At 75.1% G+C, this 23,111-nt stretch carries 24 protein-coding genes; 4 read left to right on the top strand and 20 right to left on the bottom strand.

The annotated features are described in order from the left end of the window. The first annotated feature begins 15 nt into the window (after window positions 1-15). On the top strand, window positions 16-822 hold the full coding sequence (locus tag ACFVTF_RS32725; RefSeq protein ID WP_387817758.1) for an SURF1 family protein: 807 nt from the start codon (window positions 16-18) through the stop codon (window positions 820-822). Window positions 823-879: 57 nt separating this feature from the next. Here ACFVTF_RS32725 and trxA read toward each other — a convergent pair whose 3' ends face one another. Continuing rightward, window positions 880-1,212, bottom strand: a complete 333-nt coding sequence (trxA, locus tag ACFVTF_RS32720; RefSeq protein WP_063349617.1) for a thioredoxin — start codon at window positions 1,210-1,212, stop codon at window positions 880-882. Between the two features lie 3 nt (window positions 1,213-1,215). After that, window positions 1,216-1,641 (bottom strand): MerR family transcriptional regulator, encoded by a 426-nt coding sequence (locus ACFVTF_RS32715; RefSeq protein ID WP_387817757.1) that lies wholly within the window; start codon window positions 1,639-1,641, stop codon window positions 1,216-1,218. 176 nt (window positions 1,642-1,817) lie between these two features. On the opposite strand from ACFVTF_RS32715, the gene ACFVTF_RS32710 reads away from it, so the two are divergent. Further along, window positions 1,818-2,588: an SDR family oxidoreductase gene (locus ACFVTF_RS32710; protein ID WP_387817756.1), complete on the top strand. Its 771-nt coding sequence runs from the start codon at window positions 1,818-1,820 to the stop codon at window positions 2,586-2,588. A 42-nt stretch (window positions 2,589-2,630) separates the two neighbouring features. Here ACFVTF_RS32710 and ACFVTF_RS32705 read toward each other — a convergent pair whose 3' ends face one another. The 9 genes from ACFVTF_RS32705 to ACFVTF_RS32665 form a co-directional block, all read right to left on the bottom strand. After that, on the bottom strand, window positions 2,631-3,272 hold the full coding sequence (locus ACFVTF_RS32705) for an alkaline shock response membrane anchor protein AmaP (protein WP_387817755.1): 642 nt from the start codon (window positions 3,270-3,272) through the stop codon (window positions 2,631-2,633). Continuing rightward, window positions 3,269-3,886: a DUF6286 domain-containing protein gene (locus ACFVTF_RS32700; RefSeq protein WP_387817754.1), complete on the bottom strand. Its 618-nt coding sequence runs from the start codon at window positions 3,884-3,886 to the stop codon at window positions 3,269-3,271. The genes ACFVTF_RS32705 and ACFVTF_RS32700 overlap by 4 nt, the downstream gene beginning before the upstream one ends. Continuing rightward, entirely contained in the window at window positions 3,883-4,230 is a 348-nt protein-coding gene (locus ACFVTF_RS32695) for an Asp23/Gls24 family envelope stress response protein (RefSeq protein ID WP_387817753.1), read from the bottom strand. The genes ACFVTF_RS32700 and ACFVTF_RS32695 overlap by 4 nt, the downstream gene beginning before the upstream one ends. Then, the gene (locus ACFVTF_RS32690; RefSeq protein WP_063349611.1) at window positions 4,230-4,421 is read right to left on the bottom strand and encodes a hypothetical protein; all 192 of its coding nucleotides are present in this window, start codon (window positions 4,419-4,421) and stop codon (window positions 4,230-4,232) included. The genes ACFVTF_RS32695 and ACFVTF_RS32690 overlap by 1 nt, the downstream gene beginning before the upstream one ends. Window positions 4,422-4,473: 52 nt before the next feature. Beyond that, entirely contained in the window at window positions 4,474-4,983 is a 510-nt protein-coding gene (locus ACFVTF_RS32685) for an Asp23/Gls24 family envelope stress response protein (RefSeq protein ID WP_387817770.1), read from the bottom strand. 206 nt (window positions 4,984-5,189) lie between these two features. Further along, window positions 5,190-5,996, bottom strand: a complete 807-nt coding sequence (locus tag ACFVTF_RS32680; protein ID WP_387817752.1) for an enoyl-CoA hydratase/isomerase family protein — start codon at window positions 5,994-5,996, stop codon at window positions 5,190-5,192. Between the two features lie 231 nt (window positions 5,997-6,227). Further along, window positions 6,228-6,461, bottom strand: a complete 234-nt coding sequence (locus ACFVTF_RS32675; RefSeq protein ID WP_030059940.1) for a helix-turn-helix domain-containing protein — start codon at window positions 6,459-6,461, stop codon at window positions 6,228-6,230. 327 nt (window positions 6,462-6,788) lie between these two features. Continuing rightward, window positions 6,789-8,387, bottom strand: coding sequence for a ribosomal protection-like ABC-F family protein (gene abc-f, locus ACFVTF_RS32670; protein ID WP_387817751.1), 1,599 nt, complete (start codon window positions 8,385-8,387; stop codon window positions 6,789-6,791). A 206-nt stretch (window positions 8,388-8,593) separates the two neighbouring features. Next, window positions 8,594-9,637: a hypothetical protein gene (locus ACFVTF_RS32665; RefSeq protein WP_371519465.1), complete on the bottom strand. Its 1,044-nt coding sequence runs from the start codon at window positions 9,635-9,637 to the stop codon at window positions 8,594-8,596. Window positions 9,638-9,997: 360 nt separating this feature from the next. Between ACFVTF_RS32665 and ACFVTF_RS32660 the strand changes: the two genes are divergently transcribed. After that, window positions 9,998-11,257, top strand: a complete 1,260-nt coding sequence (locus tag ACFVTF_RS32660) for a glycoside hydrolase family 26 protein (RefSeq protein ID WP_387817750.1) — start codon at window positions 9,998-10,000, stop codon at window positions 11,255-11,257. Between the two features lie 23 nt (window positions 11,258-11,280). Here the strand turns inward: ACFVTF_RS32660 and ACFVTF_RS32655 are convergent, their stop codons facing one another. The 9 genes from ACFVTF_RS32655 to ACFVTF_RS32615 form a co-directional block, all read right to left on the bottom strand. Then, window positions 11,281-12,441 carry a GNAT family N-acetyltransferase gene (locus ACFVTF_RS32655; RefSeq protein WP_387817749.1) on the bottom strand — a complete coding sequence of 387 codons (1,161 nt, stop codon included), beginning with the start codon at window positions 12,439-12,441 and terminating at the stop codon, window positions 11,281-11,283. Further along, window positions 12,438-13,262, bottom strand: a complete 825-nt coding sequence (locus ACFVTF_RS32650) for a Wzz/FepE/Etk N-terminal domain-containing protein (protein WP_387817748.1) — start codon at window positions 13,260-13,262, stop codon at window positions 12,438-12,440. The genes ACFVTF_RS32655 and ACFVTF_RS32650 overlap by 4 nt, the downstream gene beginning before the upstream one ends. 46 nt (window positions 13,263-13,308) lie before the next feature. Next, window positions 13,309-14,424 (bottom strand): glycosyltransferase, encoded by a 1,116-nt coding sequence (locus ACFVTF_RS32645; RefSeq protein WP_387817747.1) that lies wholly within the window; start codon window positions 14,422-14,424, stop codon window positions 13,309-13,311. Next, the gene (locus ACFVTF_RS32640) at window positions 14,421-15,335 is read right to left on the bottom strand and encodes a polysaccharide deacetylase family protein (RefSeq protein ID WP_387817746.1); all 915 of its coding nucleotides are present in this window, start codon (window positions 15,333-15,335) and stop codon (window positions 14,421-14,423) included. Before ACFVTF_RS32640 ends, ACFVTF_RS32645 begins: the two co-directional genes overlap by 4 nt. After that, entirely contained in the window at window positions 15,325-17,064 is a 1,740-nt protein-coding gene (locus ACFVTF_RS32635) for a lipid II flippase MurJ (RefSeq protein ID WP_387817745.1), read from the bottom strand. The genes ACFVTF_RS32640 and ACFVTF_RS32635 overlap by 11 nt, the downstream gene beginning before the upstream one ends. Then, window positions 17,061-18,374, bottom strand: coding sequence for an O-antigen ligase family protein (locus ACFVTF_RS32630; RefSeq protein ID WP_371519447.1), 1,314 nt, complete (start codon window positions 18,372-18,374; stop codon window positions 17,061-17,063). Before ACFVTF_RS32630 ends, ACFVTF_RS32635 begins: the two co-directional genes overlap by 4 nt. Before the next feature lie 5 nt (window positions 18,375-18,379). After that, window positions 18,380-19,903 carry a sugar transferase gene (locus ACFVTF_RS32625; RefSeq protein ID WP_371519444.1) on the bottom strand — a complete coding sequence of 508 codons (1,524 nt, stop codon included), beginning with the start codon at window positions 19,901-19,903 and terminating at the stop codon, window positions 18,380-18,382. A 378-nt stretch (window positions 19,904-20,281) separates the two neighbouring features. Beyond that, window positions 20,282-21,436: a glycosyltransferase gene (locus ACFVTF_RS32620; protein WP_371519442.1), complete on the bottom strand. Its 1,155-nt coding sequence runs from the start codon at window positions 21,434-21,436 to the stop codon at window positions 20,282-20,284. A 184-nt stretch (window positions 21,437-21,620) separates the two neighbouring features. Continuing rightward, a complete protein-coding gene (locus ACFVTF_RS32615; RefSeq protein ID WP_063349600.1) occupies window positions 21,621-22,061 on the bottom strand; it encodes an SRPBCC family protein in 441 nt (146 codons plus the stop codon). A gap of 122 nt (window positions 22,062-22,183) precedes the next feature. Here ACFVTF_RS32615 and ACFVTF_RS32610 point away from each other — a divergent pair, with 122 nt between their 5' ends. Next, a complete protein-coding gene (locus tag ACFVTF_RS32610) occupies window positions 22,184-23,077 on the top strand; it encodes a HipA family kinase (RefSeq protein WP_387817744.1) in 894 nt (297 codons plus the stop codon). Window positions 23,078-23,111: the final 34 nt, after the last annotated feature.

Here is a 23,111-nt window from a genome sequence, read left to right as displayed (position 1 = left end):
GCGTACCGTGCCCATGTGTACCGTTTTCTGCTGACCCGACAGTGGCTGATCACCATGCTGATCGCGCTGCTGCTGATCCCCGCGACGATCGAGCTGGGCTTCTGGCAGCTGCACCGCCACGAGGCGCGGGTGGCACGGAACGACCTGATCGGCAAGGCCCTCACCGTCGCCCCGGTGCCGTTCGACACCGTGTCGTCGGCCCCCGGCTTCGCGGTGCCCAAGGACCTCATCTGGCACCCGGTGACGGCCACCGGGCAGTACGACACGGCGCACGAGTTCGTCGTCCGCAAGCGGACCGACTCCAGCGGGGACACGATCGGCTACTTCGTCATCACCCCGCTCAAGCTCTCCGACGGCAGGGGCAGCATCCTGGTCAACCGCGGCTGGGTGGCCGGCGACGGCGGCGCCACCGCCTACCCGACGGTCCCGGCCGCCCCGACCGGCGAGGTCTCCCTCACCGGCCGGATGCGCGCCGACGAGACCACGGGCAGCAGCGGCATCAAGGACCGCGCCGGCCTGCCCGACCGGCAGTTCAACCTGATCAACACCGAGCAGCAGGCCAAGGAGACCGGCGTCACCACCGTGCTCGGCGGCTACCTGGAGCTCACCGCCACCACCCCGGCCCCCGCCGACCAGCCCGAGCTGATCCCCGAGCCCAACCACTCCGACATCGGCCCGCACATGGCGTACGCGATCCAGTGGTGGCTGTTCACCGCGATGATCCCGGTCGGGGTCGGGGTGCTGGCCCGCCGCGAGGCCAAGGACCGGGCCAAGCAGGCCGCCGAGGCCGAGGTGCCGGTCGAGGCCGTACCGGCGGCCTGAGGCCCCGACCCGGGAGAACGCGCCCCGCAGACGGCCCGCAACGCCCCGGAGAACCGCCTACAGCACGTCCTCCAGCTCGCGCAGCAGCCGCGCCTTGGCACGGGCGCCGACCACCGAGCGCACCGGCTCGCCGCCGCGGAACACCATCAGCGTCGGCATCGACAGCACCCCGTACGCCGCCTGGGTGCGCGGATTGCGGTCCACGTCCACGCTGACCACCCGCAGCCGGTGCGCCTCCTCGCGGGCGACGTCCGCGAGCACCGGCGCCATCATCCGGCACGGCGGGCACCAGTCCGCCGTGAAGTCCACCAGCACCGGCCCTTCGGCCGCCAGCACCTCCGCGGCGAACGTGTCGTCCGTCACCGCGGGCACCCCTGGGATCTGCACCATCGTCTACTCCTTCGCCCATTCGTTCGCCAGTTCACAGCGCGGCGGCTGTCCGGAGGTCTCGGCCGCCAGCCCGTCCCGGGCCCGTACCGCCCGGTCGAACTGCCCGGCCACCCGGGCCCGGACGTCCTGCAGCCGGGCGATGCACTCGTCCAGTTCGGCGAGCTTGCGCCGGTACACCTCCAGCGAGGCCGGGCAGGAGTCGCCCTCGGGGTGGCCCGCCTGGAGACACTCCACGAACGGGCGGGTCTCCTCCAGGCCGAACCCGACGTCCTGCAGCGTCCGGATCTGCCGCAGCAGCCGCAGGTCCTCCTCGTCGTACGCCCGGTAGCCGTTGCCCGCCCGGCGGGCCGGCAGCAGGCCGAGCTGCTCGTAGTACCGCAGCGCCCGGGTGGTCGTCCCCGCCCGCTCCGCCAGCTCCCCGATCCGCATCCCCGCACCCGCTCTCCCGGCCCGCCTCCGCACGCCGCCGGGACCGACGGTAGACCTTGACCCGGACGTCAACGCCAGCCCGGCTCCGACCGCCCTCCACCGCCCCCGGCGCCACGCCACCCCGCTCCCGCCCCCAGCCCTCCCCCTCGCGCCCGCCACCCGGCAGGATGGTCCCCATGGATCTTGGACTGAAGGACAAGGTGTACGTGGCCACCGGCGCCACCCGGGGCCTCGGCCTCGCCGCCGCCCGGGAGCTGGCCACCGACGGGGCCCGGGTACTGGTCAGCGGGCGCGGCAAGGAGTCCGTGGCCGCCGCCGTCGCCGAGCTGGACGCCATCGGCGGCGCCGGGACGGCCCACGGCCTGGCCGCCGACAACGCCGACCCGGCGACCGCCGAACGGCTGATCGCCGAGGCGACCGGGCACTTCGGCCGGCTCGACGGCGTGCTGATCAGCGTCGGCGGCCCCCAGGCCGGCCCGGTGGCCACCGCCCCCGAGGAGGCCTGGCGCGACGCGTTCGAGTCGGTCTTCCTCGGCGCGCTGCGGCTCGCCCGCGCCGCCGCCGCGGCCCTCGGCGAGGGCGGCGTGATCGGCTTCGTGCTCTCCGCCTCGGTGCGCCAGCCGATCCCCGGCCTGGGCATCTCCAACGGCCTGCGCCCGGGCCTGGCGATGGCCGCCAAGTCCCTCGCCGACGAGCTCGGCCCGCGCGGCATCCGGGTGGTGGGCCTGCTCCCGGCCCGGATCGACACCGACCGGGTGCGCGAGCTGGACTCCCTGGGCGGCGACCCGGACGGCGCCCGCACCCAGGCCGTCGCGACCATCCCGCTCGGCCGCTACGGCACCCCGGAGGAGTTCGGCAAGGTCGCGGCCTTCCTGCTCTCCCCCGCCGCCTCCTACCTGACCGGTGTGATGATCCCCGTCGACGGCGGCGCCCTGCGGCCTCTCTAGGGCGCGTACGGGGGCGGGCGTCCGGCTCCGCCCGCCCCCGGTTCACTCCACCCGCGGGGGCCTGCGCCGCCCGCGGCGCCGTCGCGACCCGGACGGGGCGGCCTGGAGGACCCGGATCCGCAGGTCGGCGGGGAGTTCCGGGAGGCCCAGGCTGGTCCGGGCGTCGGTTCGCGGGCCGGTGTCGAAGTGCTCCACCAGGGCCGCCGGATCGCCACCGGGGGTGAGCCGGACAGCGCCGCGCAGCCGCGGGTGCCCAGGTGCGCGCACCAGGCGTACGCCCGCGCGCTCGACTTCGGGGAGCGTGGCCGTCCCGGCCTCCAGCGCCTCCTCCAGCGCCCGGGTGCGGACCCGCAGCCGGAGTCCGGTGGCGCCGGGCGTCGGCACGACGAGGCCGGCCGGGCCGCTGCGCCGCAGCTGCGCCACCAGCCACCAGACGGTGCCCGCGACCACCACGGCCAGCCCGCCGATGACGACGGGCCACCACCAGGCCGAATCCGCCCAGCGGGTGCGCGAGCGGGCACTGAGCACCGGCTGGTCCGGGGAGGTGAGCGGCCACCAGCCCGGCGGGTCGGCGCCGAGCCGCAGGTACAGGTCGAGCCCGCCGGCCAGCACCAGCACGCCGGCGGCCAGCAGCACCGCCCCGACCACCCCCAGCAGCACCCGGTTGACGGCCGTCCGCCTCATCCCGCCGCCCCCACCCCGGGCGCCGCTCGCACATCGAGGCGCAGCGGCCGGGCCAGCGTCACCCGCGCCAGCTCGTCGCGCAGTTGGCGCTGGACCGACACCGGGTCCGCCGACCCGATGAGGGTGACCCGGACGCGCCGGCGGCTGATCCGGATCCGCAGCCGGTCGATGCCCTGGAGTCCGGCGGCGCGGTCGGCGAGCAGGTGCCCGATGCCGGCCCGGTCGATGGCGGCGCCGGTGTCGCCGTGCGGGCGCAGCGGGAGCCAGCGGCCGAGACCGGGGGCGAGGGCCAGCCAGAGCAGCACCCCGCCGAGGAGGACGGCGGCGCCGGCACCGACCAGCGTCCACAGGTAGTCGAGGTGACGGGTGGCCAGTTCGTCGGCGACCCGGGCGCGCCACCGGCGGGTCGGGTACCCGGCGCGGACGGCGATCACGTCGTACAGCAGCGCGCCCGCGAGCACCAGCAGCACGGTGGCGACGAGCGCCGCGACGACGGCCCGCGGCGCCCGCGGCCGCCTCACCTTCCCCGGCGGGGGCCCGTCCCCGGCCGTCGTCGCCGCCTCCCCGGCCACCGTCGTCGCCTCGCCGGGCGCCGGTTCGCCCCCCGCGCTCATGACACTCCCCCGGTCACCAGCCGCTCCACGACGACGACCACCTCGGACACCCTGGTCCCGGTGAACCCGGAGACCTGCGCGGCAACGCGTTCGCGGACGGCCCGGGCGAGTCCCGCGAGGTCGGCGGGGAAGGGCAGCGCGACGGCGACCCGGACGGTCACCGTGCTGCCGGGCACCGCCACCGAGACGGCGGGCGGTGCGCCCTTGGCGGTGCGGCCGGTCCAGGCGTCGGCGAGGGCCTCGTGGGCGGCCCGGGCGGCGATGCGGGCGTAGACGCGGTCGGCGATCCGGAGCCGACCGCGGGCGGCGGGTTCGCGGCGGGCACCGGTGGTGGGAGCCGCCATCAACGGCGCCGGTCGCGGCCGCGGAGCAGGTCGCCGAGGTCGCCCAGCTCGATGTCGCCCTCCAGCAGGCGGCCGGCCACGAAGCCGACCAGCCCGAGCGCGGCGACCAGCAGGAACGCCGCGAAGCCGCCGAAGTACCCGGCGAAGCCGAGGGCCATGCCCACCACCAGGCCGACGATGGCCAGGTTCATCCGCTACTCCTCGTCCTCGCTGCCGCCCGCCGCCGGGCGCTTCGTGGGCTCGTTACTTGAGCTTGGGCCGCTGCCCCGCGACGACCGTCTCCTCTTCCTCCTCCTCGACGTCCGGCTCGTCGGGGAGGTGGACGTCGTTGACCGCGATGTTGACCTCGACGACTTCCAGGCCGGTCATCCGCTCGACCGCGTCGATGATGTTCTCCCTTACCTGGCGGGCGAGTTCGGGGATGACCACGCCGTACTCGACGACCAGGGCGATGTCGATGGCGGTCTGCTTCTCGCCGACCTCGGCCTTGATGCCGCGCCCGACGCCGGACTTGCCGCCCGGCACCCGGTCGCGCATCGCACCGAAGGTGCGGGCGAGGCCTGAGCCGAGGGCGTGGATGCCGTTGACCTCGCGGGCGGCCATCCCGGCGATCTTCTCGACCACGCCGACGGCCAGCGCCGTACGGCCGCGCTCGCCGGACGGCTTGCCGGCATCGGTCGCGCCCGAGGCCGAGGACGGCGTGTGGGCGGCGGCGGAGCCGGCGGCCGCGGCGTGGCCGGGGTTCTTGTGCATGGTGGCGGGGGTCGGAGTGTCAGGCATGGGGGCGCATCTCCCGTCGTACGGCTCCAGCTATATCGCAAATCCCCATAACTCTGGCATTTCGCCACGTTCCGCGCCCGCCGGGGAGGGCCACCGGGACGCCGCCGGGAACGCCGAGGGCCCGGCCCGGGGAGCACCCCCCGGGCCGGGCCCGTCCACACGACGCAGCCTGGCCGGTCCTAGTCGCCGATCCCGGCGAGGTCCCGCAGGCGGCGGGCCTGCGCCGCCCGTTCGGCCGAGCGCTGCTCGTCGAAGGAGCGGCCGGCGGCGCCCTGGAGCAGGGCCTTGGTCTCGATGACGGCATTGCGCGGCGCGGCCAGCAGGGCGGCGGCGAGGTCGCGGGCGGCGGCGTCCAGTTCCGCACCGGGGACGGCCAGGTTGGCCAGCCCGATGGCGGCGGCCTCCTCGGCGCCGACCCAGCGGCCGGTGGCGCAGATCTCCAGCGCCCGGGCGTAGCCGACGAGTTCGGTGAGCGGCTTGGTGCCGGCCAGGTCGGGGACGAGGCCGAGCGAGGTCTCCTTCATGGCGAACTGGACGTCGTCGGCGACGACGCGCAGGTCGCAGCCGAGGGCGAGCTGGAAGCCGGCGCCGACGGCATGGCCCTGGACGGCGGCGATGGAGACCAGGTCGGGGCGGCGCCACCAGGTGAAGGCCTGCTGGTAGGAGGCGATGGTGTCGTCGAGCTCCTGGTCGGGAGCGCCGGCGAGCTGGAGGAAGGTGGGCTCGCCGGGGATGCCCTCGGGGGTGAACATGGCCCGGTCCAGGCCCGCCGAGAAGGAGACGCCCTCCGCACGCAGCAGGACCACCCGGACGCCACCGGGCAGGTCACGGCCCGCGGCGGCGAGGGCGCGCCACAGGGCGGGCGACTGGGCGTTGCGCCGCTTGGGCTGACACAGGGTGACGACGGCGAGCTCGCCGTCGATCTCCAGGCGGACGCCGTCCTGCCCCCAGCTCGGGGCCTGCGGGTCGGTGACGGGGGCGGTCATGCGGGGACCTCCGGTGGCGAGGGGCTTGGCTACCGGAGAGTAACAAACCTGGGCGCGCGGCGGCAGGGCGCCGGCCCGGAAAGATCAGCGGAAGGGGGGCACCGGGGGCGGACGACACCCCGGACATGACGATCGGCGGCCGGTCCACTCGACCCGAGGGCGGACGATCGATTCTCGTCTCCTCAGTCGGCGCCCTGCCGCCGCGCCATCCAGCGATAAGCTGATGGACCGTCAGGAACCGGCCCCTGCGGTCGCCTTGTTCTTGCCACGCGTGGCACCACCGCGGCCCCGGAGAATGACTCCGGACTCGCTCAGCATCCGGTGCACAAAGCCGTACGAACGACCGGTCTCCTCCGCGAGAGCGCGAATGCTCGCCCCGGAGTCGTACTTCTTCTTGAGATCGGCCGCGAGCTTCTCACGCGCGGCACCGGTCACCCGGCTGCCCTTTTTCAGAGTCTCGGCCACCCGTGCCTCCTCGTAGCGTTGCTCGGTCAGATTCCCATGATCACCCATCCACCGCGTCCTGGCCACCCATTCGGCAAGGTCGATGTCGGGAATGCGTGGTCCTGCGGTGGTGATCCGAGCGCGTCGGGGCGCTCACGTAGAGTGCGCGCCCCCGGGCGGATTCCGCCATCCGCCGAGAAAGGGCTGATCAGCAGTGTCGGCCCGACCACGATCGAGTGGCGGGCCGACAGGAAGTCCTTAAACGGAATCCAGGCTTTCTTCATTCCCGGACACGCCGTAAGTACTAGTTTTTCTGGTCCTAAAAGCGGAGATCGCGTCTACACCCGGTCAGGCCAGCGAGACCAGATCGGCGTACGCCGGGCTCCAGAGGTCCTCGACCCCGTCCGGCAGCAGGATGATCCGCTCCGGCTGGAGCGCCTCGACGGCGCCCTCGTCGTGGGTGACCAGCACGACCGCGCCGGAGAACTCGCGCAGCGCGCCGAGGATCTCCTCGCGGCTGGCCGGGTCGAGGTTGTTGGTGGGCTCGTCGAGCAGCAGCACGTTGGCGCTGGAGACGACCAGCGAGGCCAGCGCGAGCCGGGTCTTCTCACCGCCGGAGAGCACCCCGGCCGGCTTGTCGACGTCGTCGCCGGAGAACAGGAAGGAACCGAGGATCTTGCGGATCTGCACCAGGTCGGTGTCCGGCGCGGAGGAACGCATGTTCTCCAGCACCGTGCGGTCCGGGTCCAGGGTCTCGTGCTCCTGGGCGTAGTAGCCGATCTTCAGGCCGTGACCCGGGGTCACCTCACCGGTGTCCGGCTGCTCCACCCCGGCGAGCATCCGCAGCAGGGTGGTCTTGCCCGCGCCGTTGAAGCCGAGGATGACGACCCGCGAACCGCGGTCGATGGCCAGGCCGACGTCGGTGAAGATCTCCAGCGAACCGTAGGACTTGGAGAGCCCGCTGGCCATCAGCGGGGTCTTGCCGCAGGGCGCCGGGTCCGGGAAGCGCAGCTTGGCGACCTTGTCGTTCTGGCGCACCTGCTCCAGGCCGGAGAGCAGCTTCTCGGCACGGCGGGCCATGTTCTGCGCGGCCACCGTCTTGGTCGCCTTGGCCCGCATCTTGTCGGCCTGGGAGTTGAGGGTCGCGGCCTTCTTCTCGGCGTTGGCCCGCTCGCGCTTGCGGCGCTTCTCGTCGTCCTCGCGCTGCTGCTGGTACTGCTTCCAGCCCATGTTGTAGACGTCGATGGCGGCGCGGTTGGCGTCCAGGTAGAAGACCTTGTTGACGACCGTCTCGACCAGTTCGACGTCGTGCGAGATGACGATGAAGCCACCCTTGTAGGTCTTCAGGAAGTCCCGCAGCCAGACGATCGAGTCGGCGTCGAGGTGGTTGGTGGGCTCGTCGAGCAGCAGCACGTCGGAGTCCGAGAACAGGATCCGGGCCAGCTCGACACGGCGGCGCTGACCACCGGAGAGGGTGTGCAGCTCCTGGTTCAGGATGCGGTCCGGCAGGCCCAGGGCGGCCGCGATGGTGGCGGCCTCGGCCTCGGCGGCGTACCCGCCCTTGGTGAGGAACTCGGTCTCCAGGCGCGCGTACTTCTTCATCGCGTTGTCCCGGGTGGCGCCCTGGCCGTTGGCCATCCGGTCCTCGTTCTCGCGCATCTTCCTGAGCACGGTGTCGAGGCCGCGGGCGGAGAGGATGCGGTCCTTGGCGAGGACGTCCAGGTCACCGGTGCGCGGGTCCTGCGGGAGGTAGCCGACCTCGCCGGAGCGGGTCACCGTGCCCGAGGCCGGCATGCCCTCGCCGGCCAGCACCTTGGTCAGCGTGGTCTTGCCGGCGCCGTTGCGCCCGACCAGGCCGATCCGGTCGCCGGCGGCGACCTTGAAGTTCGCGGACTCGATCAGGATTCGGGCACCGGCGCGCAGCTCGAGGGCGTTGGCGGAAATCATGGCGGAAACTACTCCTGGGACGTGGGCGGGCGGCCGGACGGGGCCCGGGGCCGGGCAGCGGGAAGGGGCGTCGTCGGTGGTCGGCACAGCGCACGGGGCGGTGCCGCGCGCCCGCTATTGCCCGGAGAAGTCAGCCATGACGGCAAGTCTACCGGGCCGCGCGGGAACCCCCGGGGCTACCGCCCAGGGGTACCGGCGGTCCGGCGTCACTGCTGGGGCTGCTGAGACTGCTGGGGCTGCTGCGCCTGGGGCTGCATGAGCGGCTGGTCGCCCACCGGGGCGTCCTGACCCGCCGGAGCGTCCTGCCCCACCGGGGCGTCCTGGGCCGGGCTCGCCGCCGGGTCGGTGCAGCCGCCCTGCGGACGGACCGCCGCGAACGGCGCGGACGGGCTGCCGCAGGCCGCCTCGGGGGCGGCCGCCTTGGTGTCGAACACCCGGGCCGGAACGATCGGGCCGTCGGTGATCAGCACCCGGCTGCCGTCCAGCGCCTTGACCGAGGCGCTCGGGCCGGTGTTCAGCTGCCAGCCGGTGCTGTCCAGCCGGTACCCGTTGATGCCGCCGGAGACGGCCTGCCCCGCGCTGTTGGTGCAGCTGCGCGGGACGAGCACGGCGTACTCGGTGCCGACCGTGCGCAGCGGGTCGTAGACGCAGCCGCTGGGCGGCTTGGAGTTGTAGCGCAGGTCGCCGTCGGCGTCGCGCAGGCCCATGGTCAGGTTCGGGGTCACCACGGCCACCCAGGCGGAGCCGCCCTGCGGGACGGTGTGCAGGGCCGCCGCGGCCCGCTCCTGGGCCAGTTCCTTGCGCTGCGCGTCGGTGCGCTTGTCGGCGCCGGGCTCGCCGTCGCCGCGCAGCCAGTCCGCCAGGCCGGGCACCGCCCGGTGCCAGCGCACCTCGTGGTCGCCCGGGCGCACCGAGGTGACCAGGCCGTCGTCCCAGACCACGATGGCGTTGTCCCCCGCCATCGACAGGTACAGCGCGGTGGCGCCCTCGCGGCGGTAGGACCAGGCCTGCTCGCCGCTCTGCCGGTGGAAGGCCTCCAGTCCGGGGCCGACCTTCAGGTCCAGGTCGGCCGTGCTCAGCGACTGCGTGCTGACCGGCGTGGCCTCCGCCTCGCCCGGCCCCGCCACCCGGTCGCCGAACGGCACCGGCTTGTTGGCGTGCGCCGCCGCACCGGCCGCAAGGACCAGCATCACCGCCAGGGCAGGCAGGATCGAGCGGGGGGTCAGTACACGCAGCGGCTTCCAGGACACGGCCGGAGCGTACCTTTCACCGGGCACGCGAGTCAGCCTGGAATCGCCCCCGCCCCACCCCTCGGACCGCGCGTCCGGCCGCGCGCGCCCTCCCCGCGCACCCGCCCGCCCACCTGCGCCGTCGGTGCCGGGGCCGGGCCGCCGCCCGCTCCGGGGCCGGGCGCCGGGGCCCGGCCGGACCGTTACAGAGCTGATACACGCGGCGGGTCCCGGCCGGGCGTTGCGGCAGACGGCGTTCGAATATCGCCCACTTTAGGGTGACATTCGGCTTTTCCGACGCGCGCCGGGCCTACTGTCGGCGAGCGGAGCGCCACGGTCCGTCCAGTGCGCCCCCGCCCCGCGACGCCCGGAGGAGAGACCATGCGAATCGGCCGCCTGACGCTGGCCGCCGCCGCCCTGCTGCTGATGGCCACGGCCAGCGTCCCGGCCGGGTCGCCACTCAGCCAGACCGAACGGCACTCCCTCTCCTCGGACGCCTTCGAGCCGCGCGGCGCCGCCCCCCGCCCGCCCGTCCAGCGGCCCAAGCACGAGCCGCCGTTCGGCGCCTTCGTCGGCTCCTGGGACGACTACATCCCGCAGATCGGCCGGTACGCGCAGTGGCTGGGCAACGCCAACCTGCAGGTCGGCCACACCTACCTGGCGGGCAACAGCTGGGCCGACGTCGAGGGCGAGCTGATGGTGCTCGGCATGTGGTCGCAGTGGCGGTTGGCCGACCCGTCCCGGACGCTCGTCCTCGGCGTGCCGATGCTGGTGCCCAACGAGGCGAACGTGCCGGACGGCGAGGTCGCCAAGCTGCTCGCCCAGGGCGCGCGCGGGGACTTCGACCGGCACTTCCTGCGGCTCGCCCACCGGCTGGTGTCCCTCGGCGGCGCGGACACCGTGCTCACCCTCGGCTGGGAGATGAACGGCGTCACCTACACGCACCGCTGCAAGCCCGACCCGTCCGCGTGGAAGGCGTACTGGCGGCGGATCGTCGACGTGATGCGCTCGGTGCCCGGGCAGCGGTTCCGCTTCGACTTCACCCCGAACCGGGGCCTGGACGCCATCCCGTGGACCAAGTGCTACCCCGGCGACGACGTGGTCGACATCATCGGCATGGACAACTACGACCAGCCCGCCGGGGGCACCTTCGACGACTACGTGCGCGAGCCGTACGGGCTTCAGGACCAGGTGGAGTTCGCCGCCAAGCGCGGCAAGCCGGTCTCCTACCCGGAGTGGGGGCTGTTCCGCAACGGCGACAACCCGGAGTTCGTGCAGCGGATGGTCGAGTGGATGCGCACCCACGACACCGCCTACCAGACCGTCACCGACTACTGCCCGCACGGCTTCTTCGAGTGCGACCGCAACCCGCGCTCCGCCGCCCGGTTCAAGCAGCTGATGTCCGGGTCGAAGGGGGCGCCGGCGGTGGTGCCGACGGCGCCCCAGGCCCCCGTCCAGCCGATCGTCCCGCCGCGCCCGCCCACGCCGTCGGCCACGCCCGGGGCCCCGAGCGCGGCGCCCGGCCCGTCCGCGAGCCCGTCGCCGGCCCCCTCGGCCACCACGTCGGCGAGCCCCTCGAAGAGCCCGTCCGCGAGCCCCTCGGCGGCCCGGACGCCCGCCCGGACGCCCGCCCGGCGCTGAGCCCGGGCCGGGGGCGGGGGCGGTCAGCTGCGGCGGCGGGCCAGCAGGGCCTCCTTGAGCCGCGGGAAGCGGGTCCGCAGCACGTGCGCCGCCTGCTGGCGGACGCGCACCGCGCCGGACCGGGCGACGGCCGCCGGCGCCGGCCCGGGCGGACCGAACAGCAGGCGCTGGTTGGACAGCTGGTCCGGCCGCCAGCGCTGCTTGTACGGCTCCTGGCCGCGCAGCAGGCCGAGCAGCGGGACGCCCGCGCCGACCGTCTCGTCCAGGGCGGCGCTGAACAGCAGCCCGGCGATGTCCAGCCGCTCGCGCAGCACCGGGTGCGCGCCGTACATGTACAGGCCGCCGAAGGAGGGGCAGAGCAGCAGCAGGTTCACCGCGACCAGTTCGCCGTTCAGCCGGAACTGGTGGACGGCCGCCCTGCCGGTGGCGACCAGGCCGACGGTGGACTCGGTCAGGTGCCGGGCGAAGCGGTCGGTGCGGTGCTCCGGGGTGACGCCGCGGTCCTGCCACTGCAGGAAGTGCAGCCGCAGCAGGCCCTCCAGCGCCGCCGGCACCTCGGCCGCCGGCGTCGAGCTGACCTGCACCCCGGCCTCGGCGATCTTGCGCAGCTTCACCCGGCTGCGCTGCGCGGTCTTGCCGGGCACCCGCTTGAGCAGCCGGTCCATCGGGACGGCCGGCAGGTACTGGCAGAGCGAGTCCTGGTAGCGGCGGCGCCGGCCGTGCCAGTGCTCGTACACCCGCTGCACCGCCGCCTCGGGGTGCACCTCGCGCAGTTCCAGGGAGTGCCACGGGCGGGTGAGCGGGAGGGCGGCGGCGAACTCGGCGGCGGCCCGGTCGGCGCAGTCGTCGTCGAGCAGCACGTCGGAGTAGTCGACCAGCCCGGCGCCCAGGGCGGTCAGCCCGCCGAGCGGGCCGCCGCGGCGTCTGAAGGCACCCGCGCCGACCAGCAGGCCGTCCCGGCGGACGAGCAGCACCAGCAGGCCGCCCGGGCTGCCGTAGTGGCGCCACCAGGAGCGCTGCCAGTCGGCGGCCTGGAAGAAGGTGGCGGTCCGGCAGCGGGCGGCCAGGTCGTCCCACTCCTCGGCGAGGGTGTCCAGGGCGTCGTCCTCGCGGCGCAGCTCGGTGGTCCAGCCCGGCGCTGCCGGCTGGGCAGGGAGGCCGGCGTGCCGGGTCTCAGTGCTCATCGCCCGCTCCCGGCCGCGGCCTTCTCCTTGGCCGGGGGCTCCTCGGCGCTCTTCTTCTCGGCCTCGGTCTTCCCATCGGCCTCGGTCTTCCCGGGCTCCCCTTCCGCCTTCTCGGCCTCCTCGGTCTCCTCCACCTGGCCGGTCTCCTCCACCCGGTCTGCGGCGGGCGGCTCCTCGCCGCGCGGGCGGGGGGTGGCCGGCGTCGTCGGCTCGACCGGGGCCCCGGCGGTCTCGGCGGGTTCGGCGCCCTCCGGCAGGGCGGCCTCGCCCCGGCGGCGGGTCATCATCACCAGGGCCCCCACCAGCAGCCCGGCCGCGCCGCCGACCGCGACGTCCAGCGTGGCGGACGGGGTGGTCGGCCGGTCCGGCTCGGCGGCCGGGGCCAGCGTCACCAGCCGGACGCTGGTGTCCCTGCTGCTGGTGTTGGCGAAGGAGACCAGGGAGCGGGCCACCGCGTCGGCGGTCTGGGCCGCCTCCTGGGGGTGCCTCCCGGTGCCGGTGATCTCGATCATCGGGGCGTCCGGGGAGGTGGTCCCGTGCACCAGGGACTCCAGCTCGGCGCGGGTGTGGCCGGTCTCGGCGGCCGCCACCGCGAGCACCTGCGGCTGGCCCGCCAGCCGCCCGTACGCCTGGGCGAAGTTGGTCGCGGTGGCGGCCTCCCCCGGGTTCTGCGGCACCACGAGGACGTAGGCGCTGGCGGCGTACGAGGGGTGCGAGACGACGGCGTACCCGGCGCCGGCCGCGGCGCCCAGCGGCACCGCGAGCGCCACCGGCCACCAGCGGCGGACCAGGTGGCGGGCCCTTCGGCGCGGTGTGGTCATGGGTGTGACTCCTTGGGTATGTGACGGCGGTTCCGGCGGCGGGCCGTCAAGCGCGGGCCAGCCGGTCGTAGAGGGCGCCCAGGTCTGCGGCGACCCGGGCGATGTCGTAGTGGCCGACCGCCGGGGGGTGCGGCAGCGGGTCGGAGTTGTGGTCGTTCAGGTGCCGCAGGTCGCGCAGCGCGGCGGCGTACGCGGCGCCCTCGGACGGGATCCGGCGGGCCTGCGGGGCGGCGCTGGGCGGCAGTTCGTCGAGCGCCGGGCAGGCGCTGTGCCGCACCGGCAGGCCGGCCGCCAGGCCCTCCAGGATGCCGAGGCCGAAGGTCTCCGCGGTGGAGGGGGCGGCCAGCACGTCCAGGGCGGTCAGCAGGTCGGGCACGTCGTCGCGCTCGCCGGTGAGCACCAGCCGTTCCCGGACGCCGAGTTCGGCGGCCCGGTGCTCCAGCGCGGCGCGTTCCGGGCCCGCGCCGACCAGCACCAGCCGGGCGGCCGGGTCGAGTACGGCGAGGGCCTCCAGCAGCACCTCGAAGCGCTTGCCGGGGACCAGCCGGCCGACTCCGCCGACCACCCAGCTCCCCTCCGGCAGGCCGAGTTCGGCCCGCAACCGGCGGCGGGTGGCGGTCCGGTCGGCGGCCGGGCGGCGGTAGCGGGCGGTGTCGATGCCGTTGGGGATCAGCTCGACCCGGGTCGGTGGGACGCCCCAGGAGTGCAGCGTCTGGGCGACCTGCCGGGAGACCGCGACGGTGGTGCTGCCGAGCCGCTCGGCCGCCAGGTAGAGGCCCTTGACGCCGCGGGTGACCGGGCGGCCCTCGATCACCCCGGCGTGCAGCGAGTGCTCGGTGGAGACCACCGCGCGGACCCCGGCGAGCCGGGCCGCCAGCCGGCCGTACAGCTGCGCCCGGTACAGGTGGGTGTGCACCAGGTCGTAGCGGCCGGAGCGGACCAGTCGGACGAGCCGGGGCAGCGCGCCCAGGTCGCGGTTGCCGCGCATGCCGAGGTGGTGGACGGTCACCCCGTCGGCGCGCAGCGCGGCGGCGACCGTGCCGGGGCTGGTCAGTGCGACCACCTCGCACTGCTGGTGTGCGGGCAAGTGCCTCAGCAGCAGGTGGAGTTGGCGCTCGGCGCCGCCCGAGGCGAGGCCGGTGACGATGTGCAGGACCCTCACGGCCGGGCCCCCCGCCGGGCGACCAGGGGGCTTCGGCGCAGCTCGGTGACGGCGTCGCGCAGCCGCTGCCGGCCGCGTTTGGCGCGCAGCCGCCAGGCGCCGTCGCGGTCGCCGACGTAGCAGCGGGGCAGTGCGAAGCGGCCGGTGAGCGGGGAGTGCGCGATGGCGCAGGCGTAGTCGTAGCCGGCGTCGCGCACGGCCTCGGTGGCGGGCAGGTCCACGGCGCCGTACGGGTAGCAGAAGCCGGTGACCGGGCCGCCGACCACCTCCTCCAGGAGGCGCCGGCTCTCCCGGGTCTGCACCGCCAGGACGTCGGCCGGCAGGCCGGGCAGCGCCTGGTGGCCGAGGCCGTGCGAGCCGATCTCCCAGCCGGCGGCGGCGAGTTCGGTGACCTCCTGGACGGTGAGCAGCTGCTTGCGCGGCCCCTCGACGTCCCAGCCGTTGTCCCGGCCGAGCAGGTCGGCGACCACGTACGCGGTGGCGGTGAAGCCGTACGCCTGGAGGATCGGCACGGCGTGGCGCGCGAAGTCCGCGTAGCCGTCGTCGAAGCTCAGCCCGACCAGTCCGTCGTCCCGGCCGGCGGCCCGGGCCCGCATCAGCTCGCCCACGGAGACGCCGCGCCACCCGCGCCGGTGCAGCCAGGCGACCTGCTCGGCGAACCGCTCGGGGCTGACGGTCAGCTGGTACGGGTCCTCCTTCTCGACCGCCACCGAGTGGTACATCAGGATCCACGGCGAGGAGGAACCGGGGCCCGACGGTTCGCCGAGCGGGCGGCGGCTCCTGGGCAGTTGCGCCTGCGGCCCGGCGGGGTCGGTGCACGGGAGGTCGCCGCGTGGTGCGGCTGCGGCCGGTACGGCCTGGCGGCGGACGCCCGCCTGGGCCGAACGGACGGTTCCCCGTTCATTGTCCATGGGGAAGCTTCCCTTCATCGGCGACGGTTGGCGGGTTCAGGGCCCGGGCCACGGCGAGGACCGGACCGCGCACCTCACGCGCGCCGAGGCCGGTGCCGAGGACGGCGAAGGCCAGCGCCACGGTGAGGCCCCCGAGGAGGGTGGAGAGCAGGGGGCCGGTGGCCAGCCCGGCGACGGCGGCGCCGAGGGCGGTGGCGCCGCCGGCGGCGGCCACCAGCCGGGCGTGGCCGCCGAGCACCCGGCGCAGCCGCAGCGGGATGCCGCGCAGCACCAGGCCGTGCAGCAGCAGCGCGGCGGTGGCGGTGATGCCGGCCGCGTTCCCGGCGGCGAGCCCGAGGGCACCGAAGCGGGGGGTGGCGAGCAGGCTGACCACGACGGTGACGCCGAGGCCGAGCAGCATCGCGGCGACCGGGAACCAGTCCAGCAGCCGGCGGCCGCCGTCCTCGGTGCCCGGATCGTCGGCCCGGCGGACCACCGGGCGCAGCGAGAAGTACGGGCGGATCATCACGCCGATCAGCGCCTGGGCGGGCAGGCCGAAGCTGTAGACCCGGATGACGGCGGCGGTGGCGGCGGTGTCCTGCGGGCCGAAGGCGCCGCGCTGGAAGAGCAGCGAGACCACCGAGGGGGCGCAGGCCATCAGGAAGGCGGTGCCGCCCAGGACGACCGCCGCGGCCTGGCCGAGGTCCTTCTCGACCCGGTCCCGGGCGGCGGCGAGGTCCCCGGCCGCCAGCGCCCGGGCGACCAGCGGGAAGGTGACGGTGCAGATCAGGATGCCGGCCGTCATGGCCAGTTGGGAGACCTTGGCGGCGTAGTTGAGGTGCGAGATGGTGCCGGCCGGCAGCGCCGAGCCGAGGTAGCGCTCGACGAAGACCTGCGACTGGCGGGTCAGGGTGAACGCGGCCACCGGCAGCAGGGCGAACGGCATCAGCACCAGCGCCTGGCGGGAACGGCGGACGCGGCCCGCGCCGGGGGGCGATCCCGGGCCCGCGCCCTGGCGCAGCCGGCGCAGGAACGGGGCGACCAGCAGGCCGGCCATCAGCAGGCTGCCGAGGGCGACGCCGAGGGCGGCGGAGCGCACGCCCAGGAAGGACTGGCAGCCGAGCAGCACGGCGAGGATGCCGACGTTGTAGGCGACGTAGATGCCGGCCGGCGCGGTGAAGCAGTGGTGGGCGCGCAGCGCGGCGGCGAGGTAGCCGACCACGCCGAACGGCAGCACGGTGATCGCGGTGATCCGGGTGCAGGTGACGGCGAGGCCGGGGTTGGCCAGGCCGGGGGCGAGCAGCTCGACCAGCTGCGGGGCGCCGAGGGCGGCGGCCAGCGCGAGCCCGCTGAGCGCGAGCAGCAGCCAGGGCAGGGTGGCGCGGACCAGTTGGCGGACCGGGTCGGGGGCGTCCGGGTCCTCCTCGCGCAGCACCAGGGCGAGCGCGAAGGCGGGCACCATGAGGAAGGACATGGCGTCCTCGATCAGCAGCGGCGCGGCCGTCTCCGGGACGGTCCAGGCGACCAGGAAGGCGTCGGTGCCCTGGTTGGCGCCGAAGTAGCGGGCCAGCAGGAGGTCGCGCAGCAGGCCCAGGCCGGAGCCGGCGGCGCTGAGGACGGCGGTGATGCCGAAGGCCTTGGCAAGGAAGCCGCGCCGGGGGGCCGGGCCGGGCCCGGACGGCGGGCCGTCGGCGGCGGCGCCGCGCGGCGCGGGCACGGCGGAGGCGAGGGCCGGCTGGTCGGTGGTCATCGCGGGTCGGCCTCCGCGACGCAGGCCCGGGCCGCGAGGCCGAGGACGACGGAGGTCAGCACGGTGGTGGTGCCGCCGATGTCCGCGTACAGGAAGTCGACCAGCACCCAGGTGAGCAGGGCCAGGGCGGCGAGCGCCGGGCCGCGGGAGTGGCGCAGGCAGCCGAGCAGCAGACCGAGGAAGAGCGCGGCGTAGGCGACGATGCCGATCAGGCCCTGCTCGCTGAGCACCAGGAAGTACATGTTGTGCGGGGAGAGCAGCGGTTCGCGCTGGAAGCCGATGGTGGGGTCGGCGGCGTCGCTGCCGGAGGAGAGCCGCAGCGGGGCGTGGCTGTCGCGCAGTTGCTGGAAGGCCTTGGGGCCGGCGCCGTGGACGGGGTGGTCCTGCCAGATCCGCCCGGCGGTGGACCACAGGTCGTAGCGGTCGGAGACGGACTGGTCGGGGGCGGCGGAGACGGAGCCGATCGAGCTGAGCCGCTCGGTGACGCCGGAGGCGCCGAGGCCGAGGCCGCCGACCAGGACGACCGCGGTGGCCAGGCCGAGGACGGCGCCGCGGACGGCGAGCCGGGCGTCGGCCCGCAGCAGCAGGACGGTGGCCGCGGCGGCGGTGGCGATCCAGCTGCCGCGGCTGAACGAGACGGCGAGCGGGAAGGCCAGGAAGGCGGCGGTGGCGAACATGGCGCGGCGCAGCCGGACGTCTCCGCCGGGGCGGCGCTCGGCGAGCGCCAGGGCGAGGGCGGCGAGCAGGCCGTAACTGACGACCGTGGACATCGCCATGATGTCGAGGGCGCCGAAGGTGCCGACGGCCCGGATCGGCTGGCCGGTGTAGGAGGCGCCGGTCCGGGTGAGGTACTGGTGCGCGCCGACCACGCCCTGGACCAGCGCGGCGAGCACGAAGGAGCCGAGGACCAGCCGCTGGTCGACGCGGTCGCGCAGCGAGCAGAGCACCCCGGCCGGCACCAGGACGAACACCTGGGTGAGCCGGACGAAGCCGGTGAGGCTGGTGGCCGGGTCGATCGAGCCGACGGTGGCGACGGCGGCGGCGACCACGATGCCGCCGAACAGCACGCAGGTGGCGCGGCTGACGGCGGGCAGCCGCCCGCGCAGCAGGTTGAGCACGGTGAGGGCGACCAGGGCCAGCGAGGCCACGTCGGCGGCGGTGACGTGGACGGCAGCCGCGACGTCCTTCTCGCCGGTGGGCACGCAGACCAGCAGGACGGTCGCCGCGGCGAGCAGGCTGGGCCGGTCCGCGAGCGCGGGCAGCGCCTTGCGTAACGCGAGCCGCGGGACGGCGGGAAGGGTCAGGGCCACGCGGGTCAGCTCCCGTCCGGGTGGAGCATCAGGACCGCGGTGCGGCACAGGATCTTGACGTCCTGCCAGAGGCTCCAGCTCTCGATGTAGCGGTTGTCGAACCGGGCCCGGTCCTCGATCGAGGTGTCCCCGCGCAGGCCGTTGACCTGGGCGAGGCCGGTCAGGCCGACCGGGACGCGGTGGCGGTCGGCGTACTCGGGGTAGGCCTGGCCGAACCGCATGACGAAGTAGGGGCGCTCCGGGCGCGGGCCGACCAGGCTCATGTCGCCGCACAGCACGTTCCACAGCTGCGGCAGCTCGTCCAGCGAGCTGCGGCGCAGCAGCCGGCCGACGGCGCCCATCCGGTGGTCCTGGGAGATGTTCCAGCGGGTCGCCGACTCGTGTTCGTTGCTCGGGCGCAGGGTGCGGAACTTGAGGACGGTGAAGACCTTGCCGTCGAGCCCGGTGCGCTGCTGGCGGAAGAGCACGCCGGGGCCGGTGTCGAAGCGGACGGCCAGCGCGCAGAGCACCAGGACGGGGGCGAGCAGCAGCAGGCCGAGGCCGGCGGCGACGACGTCCAGGGCGCGCTTGGCGGCCCAGCCGGGGCGGCGCATCGCCGGGCTGCCGACCCGCAGGCAGGGGAAGCCCCACAGGTGGTCGGCTCCGGCCAGCGGGCCGGCGGGCAGCGAGCCGTGTTCGCGCAGCGCGGGCACCAGCCAGACCTGGCAGCCGAGCCGGGCGGCGTCGCGCAGGGCGGCGGCGGTCTCGGCCTCGTCGGCGGCGCCGGCGGTGGCGACCACGTGGTGGATCCGGTGCCGGCGGACCTCGCGCTCCAGCACCTCGCGGCCGCCGAGGACGGGCAGGTCGGTGTCGCCGGCGAGCAGCGGCGGGTCGGCGTCGAGGAAGCCGACCGGGCGCATCCCGTACTCGCCGCGCTCGCTGAGGGCGGCGGCGACCCGGCGGCCGAGCCGGCCGGCGCCGAGCACCAGGACGGGGTTGGGGCGGCTGCGGCGGATCCGCCGGACCAGGTGGTAGAGCACGGCGCGGCCGACGGCGGCGATCAGCAGTTGGACGCCGAGCAGGACGGTGAGCCGGGCCGGGGTGGCCGGGCCGCAGTCGGGCCAGCGGCCGTCCAGGCAGCCGGCCAGGGTGACGGCGAAGGCGGTGGCGACGACGGCCCGGACGGCCAGCGCGGGCAGTTCGTCCAGGACGGAGAGGGTGAGCCGGGTGCGGTAGAGGCCGCCGACCAGGTTGAGCACGAGCAGCAGGGGCAGGACGGCGGCGGCACCGAGCAGCGGCGCGAGCGGGACGGCCGGGTCGACGGCCCGGTTGGCGAGGCCGGTGGCGGTGCACAGCGCGATCGCGTCGACCTGGACGAGCGCGAGCGGCAGGGCGAGCCGGGACCGGACCGCCCCGCGGTGCCGGCGGGGCGGCGGCACCGTCCGGGTCTGGGCGGATCCGGCCGGGCGGTCGAGCAGCCCGGTGCCGGGCCGCCGCGGACCGGACAGGGACCGACCGGATCGCGGCACGCTGTCGTGGTCAATAGTCATCAGCGCACGAACTCCCCTGCTGTGTGCCCGGGGTGACGGCGCCCCGACACCGGATGGCGCGGAGCCGCCGTCCCGGCCCGGTGGGCGCGGTCCTGACAGCACCTGCTGCCGCTGGCGGCTTTCGGTCCTCTCGCACCGGGCCCGGCCGCGCGGGGCGCGACCATGAAGGGCTCAGTCGCGAATTCCCGGCGTGAAATCGAAACGAAGCAGGCGAAATCCGACAATACATAACCTGGCTGCGCAGACTGGAAGTTGACTTGCCGTTTCATTCCAGCCGCCCATTAATAGGTATTTCGGATTTGACGCCTCGTCCCTATCCGGTTGAGGGTGCGAATACGACGGCGCCGGATCGGCGGGCATTCACGGCATGTGAAACGATCAGATCCGCTCTGGGACACGGGCCCGGCGCCGCCCGGCCGCCGGACCGGCACCCAGCAGATGGCGGTACAGCGCGTCCACCTGTTCGACCACCGTGCGGACGTCGTGCCGGGCGACCACGTGATCGCGCAGCCTCGCCCCGCGCCGCTCACACTCGATCGAATCGGACAGCGCTTCCGCCATTCGGGTGGCGAGCGCGGTCACGTCCTCGGGCGGCACCACCGCCCGCCCCCGCTCGGCCTGGGGCAGGCACTCCCGGGCGCCCGGCACGTCGGTCAGCAGCACCGGACGGGCCACCGCCATCGCCTCCAGCGGGGCCAGCGCCATGCCCTCCCAGCGCGAGGGCAGCACCACCAGGTCGGCCGCCGCCAGCCACGGCCTCGGGTCCGGCACGTCCCCGACCAGCCGGACCCGGGACGGCTCGGCCGACTCCCGGACCAGATCCGCCAACCGGTTCTCCTCGGGGCCGCCGCCGACCAGCGCCAGCCGGGCCTGCGGCACCGCCCGCAGCACCTCCGGCCAGGCCGACAGCAGCACGTCCTGGCCCTTCTGGCGGCACAGCCGGCCGACGCAGACCGCGAGCGGGGCGTCCAGGTCCAGGCCCAGCGCGATCCGGGCCGCCCGGCGGTCGGCGGGTGCGTAGTGGCGCACGTCCACGCCGTTGGGCACCACCGCCCAGTCCGCGCTCACCCCGGCGGCGACGCCGTCGGCCCGCTCCTGGACGCTGACGCAGAGCAGCCGGTGCGCCCAGCGGCTGGCGAAGCGCTCCCAGTGCAGGGTGGCGGTGGCCAGCGGGCCCTCGACGGCGGCGAAGGACCAGGCGTGCGGCTGGAAGACGGTCGGCACCGCGCCGCGCACCGCCAGCCGGCCGGCCAGTCCGGCCTTGGCGCTGTGCAGGTGGACCACGTCGGGCGCGGCCGCCCGGACGATCCGGCGCAGCCGCCACGCCTCGGCGGCGGTGCCCGGGCCCGGCGAGCGCCCGGCGGGCCAGTCATGGACCAGCGCGCCCACGGCGGCGGCCTCCTCGGCCAGCCGGCCGCCGCCCGGGCAGGCGACCAGCACCCGGTGGCCGGCCTCGCGCTGCCCCCGGACCAGATCGGCGACGACGCGGGCGACTCCGCCGTCCACGGGCTGTGAAATGTGAAGGATCGTCATATGCACGGCGGCGAGCCTAGGGTGGCTCCCCCGCGCCGGGCGGCCCTCGTCACCCGGAGGTGGCGGGCCGTCCACCCGTACGGCTTTCCGCTCGTACGGGTGGGCGGGCCGCTCGAATTCCCGGGCGAATTCCCGTGGGAAAGACGGCCCCGTGAACTCGGTGAACCCGGTGAACTCCGCGGAGTCAGCGGACCTCGGCGGCCAGGTTGGCCAGCACCTGGTCGTGGATCCGGTTCAGGCCCTTCGGGGCGAAGGTGCGCTCGAAGAAGCCGCCGATGCCGCTCGCGCCCTGCCAGGTGGCCGAGACGGTGACCTTCGACCGGCCCTCGCCGGCCGCCGAGACCGTCCAGGTGATCACCATGCTGGAGTTGGCGTCCTTCTCCACCAGCTGGTCGGGCGAGGGCGCCGAGACGGTGAACAGGCAGTCCCGCACGCGCTTCTCGGTGGCCTGGAGCTTCCAGTGCACCTGGGTGCCCGCGCCGGTGCCGCCGACCCGGACCTCGTACTCGCTGTACTGCGGGGGCAGCAGCTTCGGGCGGGTCACCTGGTAGTCGGCCAGCGCCTCGTACACCCGCTCGGGGGCGGCGTCGTAGTCCCGCTCGGTGGTGGCCTGCACCTGTCCCATGGCCTTGCTCTCCTCGTCCGGTGGTCTTCCGATTGTCACCGGCAAGCCAATCACAGCGCCGGGGGCGGAGGCCGACCGGACGGCCCGCCGCGGTCGCGGGGCGGCGGGATAGGGTGGCCGGTGTGCTCGATCTGGTGACAGCAGTGCGCTACGTCGACCCGCTGCGGTCCGGCGGCTCCGTCCCCGGCGTGGTGGAGACCGACGACCTGGGAACCTACGTGGTCAAGTTCACCGGCGCCGCGCAGGGCCGCAAGGCGCTGGTGGCGGAGGTGATCGTCGGCGAGCTGGCCCGGCGGCTCGGCCTGCGCGTCCCCGAGCTGCGGCTGGTGGACTTCGATCCGGCCGTCGCCGCGGACGAGCCCGACGCCGAGATCCAGGACATGCTCAAGGCCAGCGGCGGCCTCAACCTCGGGATGGACCTGCTGCCCGGCGCGCGGGACTACCGGCCGGGCATGATCCCGGTGGACTCCGCCGAGGCCGGGCGGGTGGTCTGGCTGGACGCCCTCACCGGCAACGTCGACCGCACCGTGCACAACCCCAACCTGGTGGTCTGGCACGGACGGCTCTGGCTGATCGACAACGGCGCCGCGCTGATCTTCCACCACCGCTGGGCCACCGCCGAGGCGGCGGTCGGCAAGCGCTACGACCTCAGCGCGCACGCGCTGGGCGGCTCGGCCCCGGACGTCCGGCTGGCCGACGAGGAGCTCGGCCCGCTGGTCACCGTCGGCCTGCTGGAGGAGGTGCTGGCGCTCGTCCCGGACGAGTGGCTGGCCGACGAGCCCGGCTTCGACTCGGTGGCCGCCGTCCGGCACGCCTACGTGACCCACCTGGCCGCCCGGGTGGTGCTCTCCGCGCAGTGGCTCCCGGAGGGCTTCGCCACCCCCGAGCAGCTGCGCGAGGCCGACCGCCGCCGGGAGGCCCGGACCCGGGCCGGCCGGCCCGCCTGGCTCCAGGAGGTCCCGGACCTGCACGGCAAGCCGTCGGTGGAGACCGTCTGGGACCAGCACGTCGAATGAGCGGGGCGGGGCCCGCCCGGAGCGGTCAGCCGGG

Source organism: Kitasatospora sp. NPDC057940 (assembly GCF_042887425.1).
In the GTDB taxonomy this organism is placed as follows: Bacteria; Actinomycetota; Actinomycetes; order Streptomycetales; family Streptomycetaceae; genus Kitasatospora.
This window is presented reverse-complemented; position numbering and strand designations above follow the sequence as displayed.

Excerpts from the sequence above, each read along its gene's own strand:
- ACFVTF_RS32660 (WP_387817750.1), top strand. The coding sequence starts at position 9,998 with ATGCGAATCGGCCGCCTGACGCTGGCCGCCGCCGCCCTGCTGCTGATG.
- ACFVTF_RS32690 (WP_063349611.1), bottom strand. The coding sequence starts at position 4,421 with ATGAACCTGGCCATCGTCGGCCTGGTGGTGGGCATGGCCCTCGGCTTC.
- abc-f (WP_387817751.1), bottom strand. The coding sequence starts at position 8,387 with ATGATTTCCGCCAACGCCCTCGAGCTGCGCGCCGGTGCCCGAATCCTG.
- ACFVTF_RS32710 (WP_387817756.1), top strand. The coding sequence starts at position 1,818 with ATGGATCTTGGACTGAAGGACAAGGTGTACGTGGCCACCGGCGCCACC.
- ACFVTF_RS32695 (WP_387817753.1), bottom strand. The coding sequence starts at position 4,230 with ATGGCGGCTCCCACCACCGGTGCCCGCCGCGAACCCGCCGCCCGCGGT.
- ACFVTF_RS32620 (WP_371519442.1), bottom strand. The coding sequence starts at position 21,436 with ATGACGATCCTTCACATTTCACAGCCCGTGGACGGCGGAGTCGCCCGC.
- ACFVTF_RS32680 (WP_387817752.1), bottom strand. The coding sequence starts at position 5,996 with ATGACCGCCCCCGTCACCGACCCGCAGGCCCCGAGCTGGGGGCAGGAC.
- ACFVTF_RS32615 (WP_063349600.1), bottom strand. The coding sequence starts at position 22,061 with ATGGGACAGGTGCAGGCCACCACCGAGCGGGACTACGACGCCGCCCCC.
- ACFVTF_RS32625 (WP_371519444.1), bottom strand. The coding sequence starts at position 19,903 with ATGACTATTGACCACGACAGCGTGCCGCGATCCGGTCGGTCCCTGTCC.
- ACFVTF_RS32700 (WP_387817754.1), bottom strand. The coding sequence starts at position 3,886 with ATGAGCGCGGGGGGCGAACCGGCGCCCGGCGAGGCGACGACGGTGGCC.
- ACFVTF_RS32655 (WP_387817749.1), bottom strand. The coding sequence starts at position 12,441 with ATGAGCACTGAGACCCGGCACGCCGGCCTCCCTGCCCAGCCGGCAGCG.
- ACFVTF_RS32705 (WP_387817755.1), bottom strand. The coding sequence starts at position 3,272 with ATGAGGCGGACGGCCGTCAACCGGGTGCTGCTGGGGGTGGTCGGGGCG.
- ACFVTF_RS32685 (WP_387817770.1), bottom strand. The coding sequence starts at position 4,983 with ATGCACAAGAACCCCGGCCACGCCGCGGCCGCCGGCTCCGCCGCCGCC.
- ACFVTF_RS32640 (WP_387817746.1), bottom strand. The coding sequence starts at position 15,335 with ATGGACAATGAACGGGGAACCGTCCGTTCGGCCCAGGCGGGCGTCCGC.
- ACFVTF_RS32715 (WP_387817757.1), bottom strand. The coding sequence starts at position 1,641 with ATGCGGATCGGGGAGCTGGCGGAGCGGGCGGGGACGACCACCCGGGCG.
- ACFVTF_RS32635 (WP_387817745.1), bottom strand. The coding sequence starts at position 17,064 with ATGACCACCGACCAGCCGGCCCTCGCCTCCGCCGTGCCCGCGCCGCGC.
- ACFVTF_RS32650 (WP_387817748.1), bottom strand. The coding sequence starts at position 13,262 with ATGACCACACCGCGCCGAAGGGCCCGCCACCTGGTCCGCCGCTGGTGG.
- trxA (WP_063349617.1), bottom strand. The coding sequence starts at position 1,212 with ATGGTGCAGATCCCAGGGGTGCCCGCGGTGACGGACGACACGTTCGCC.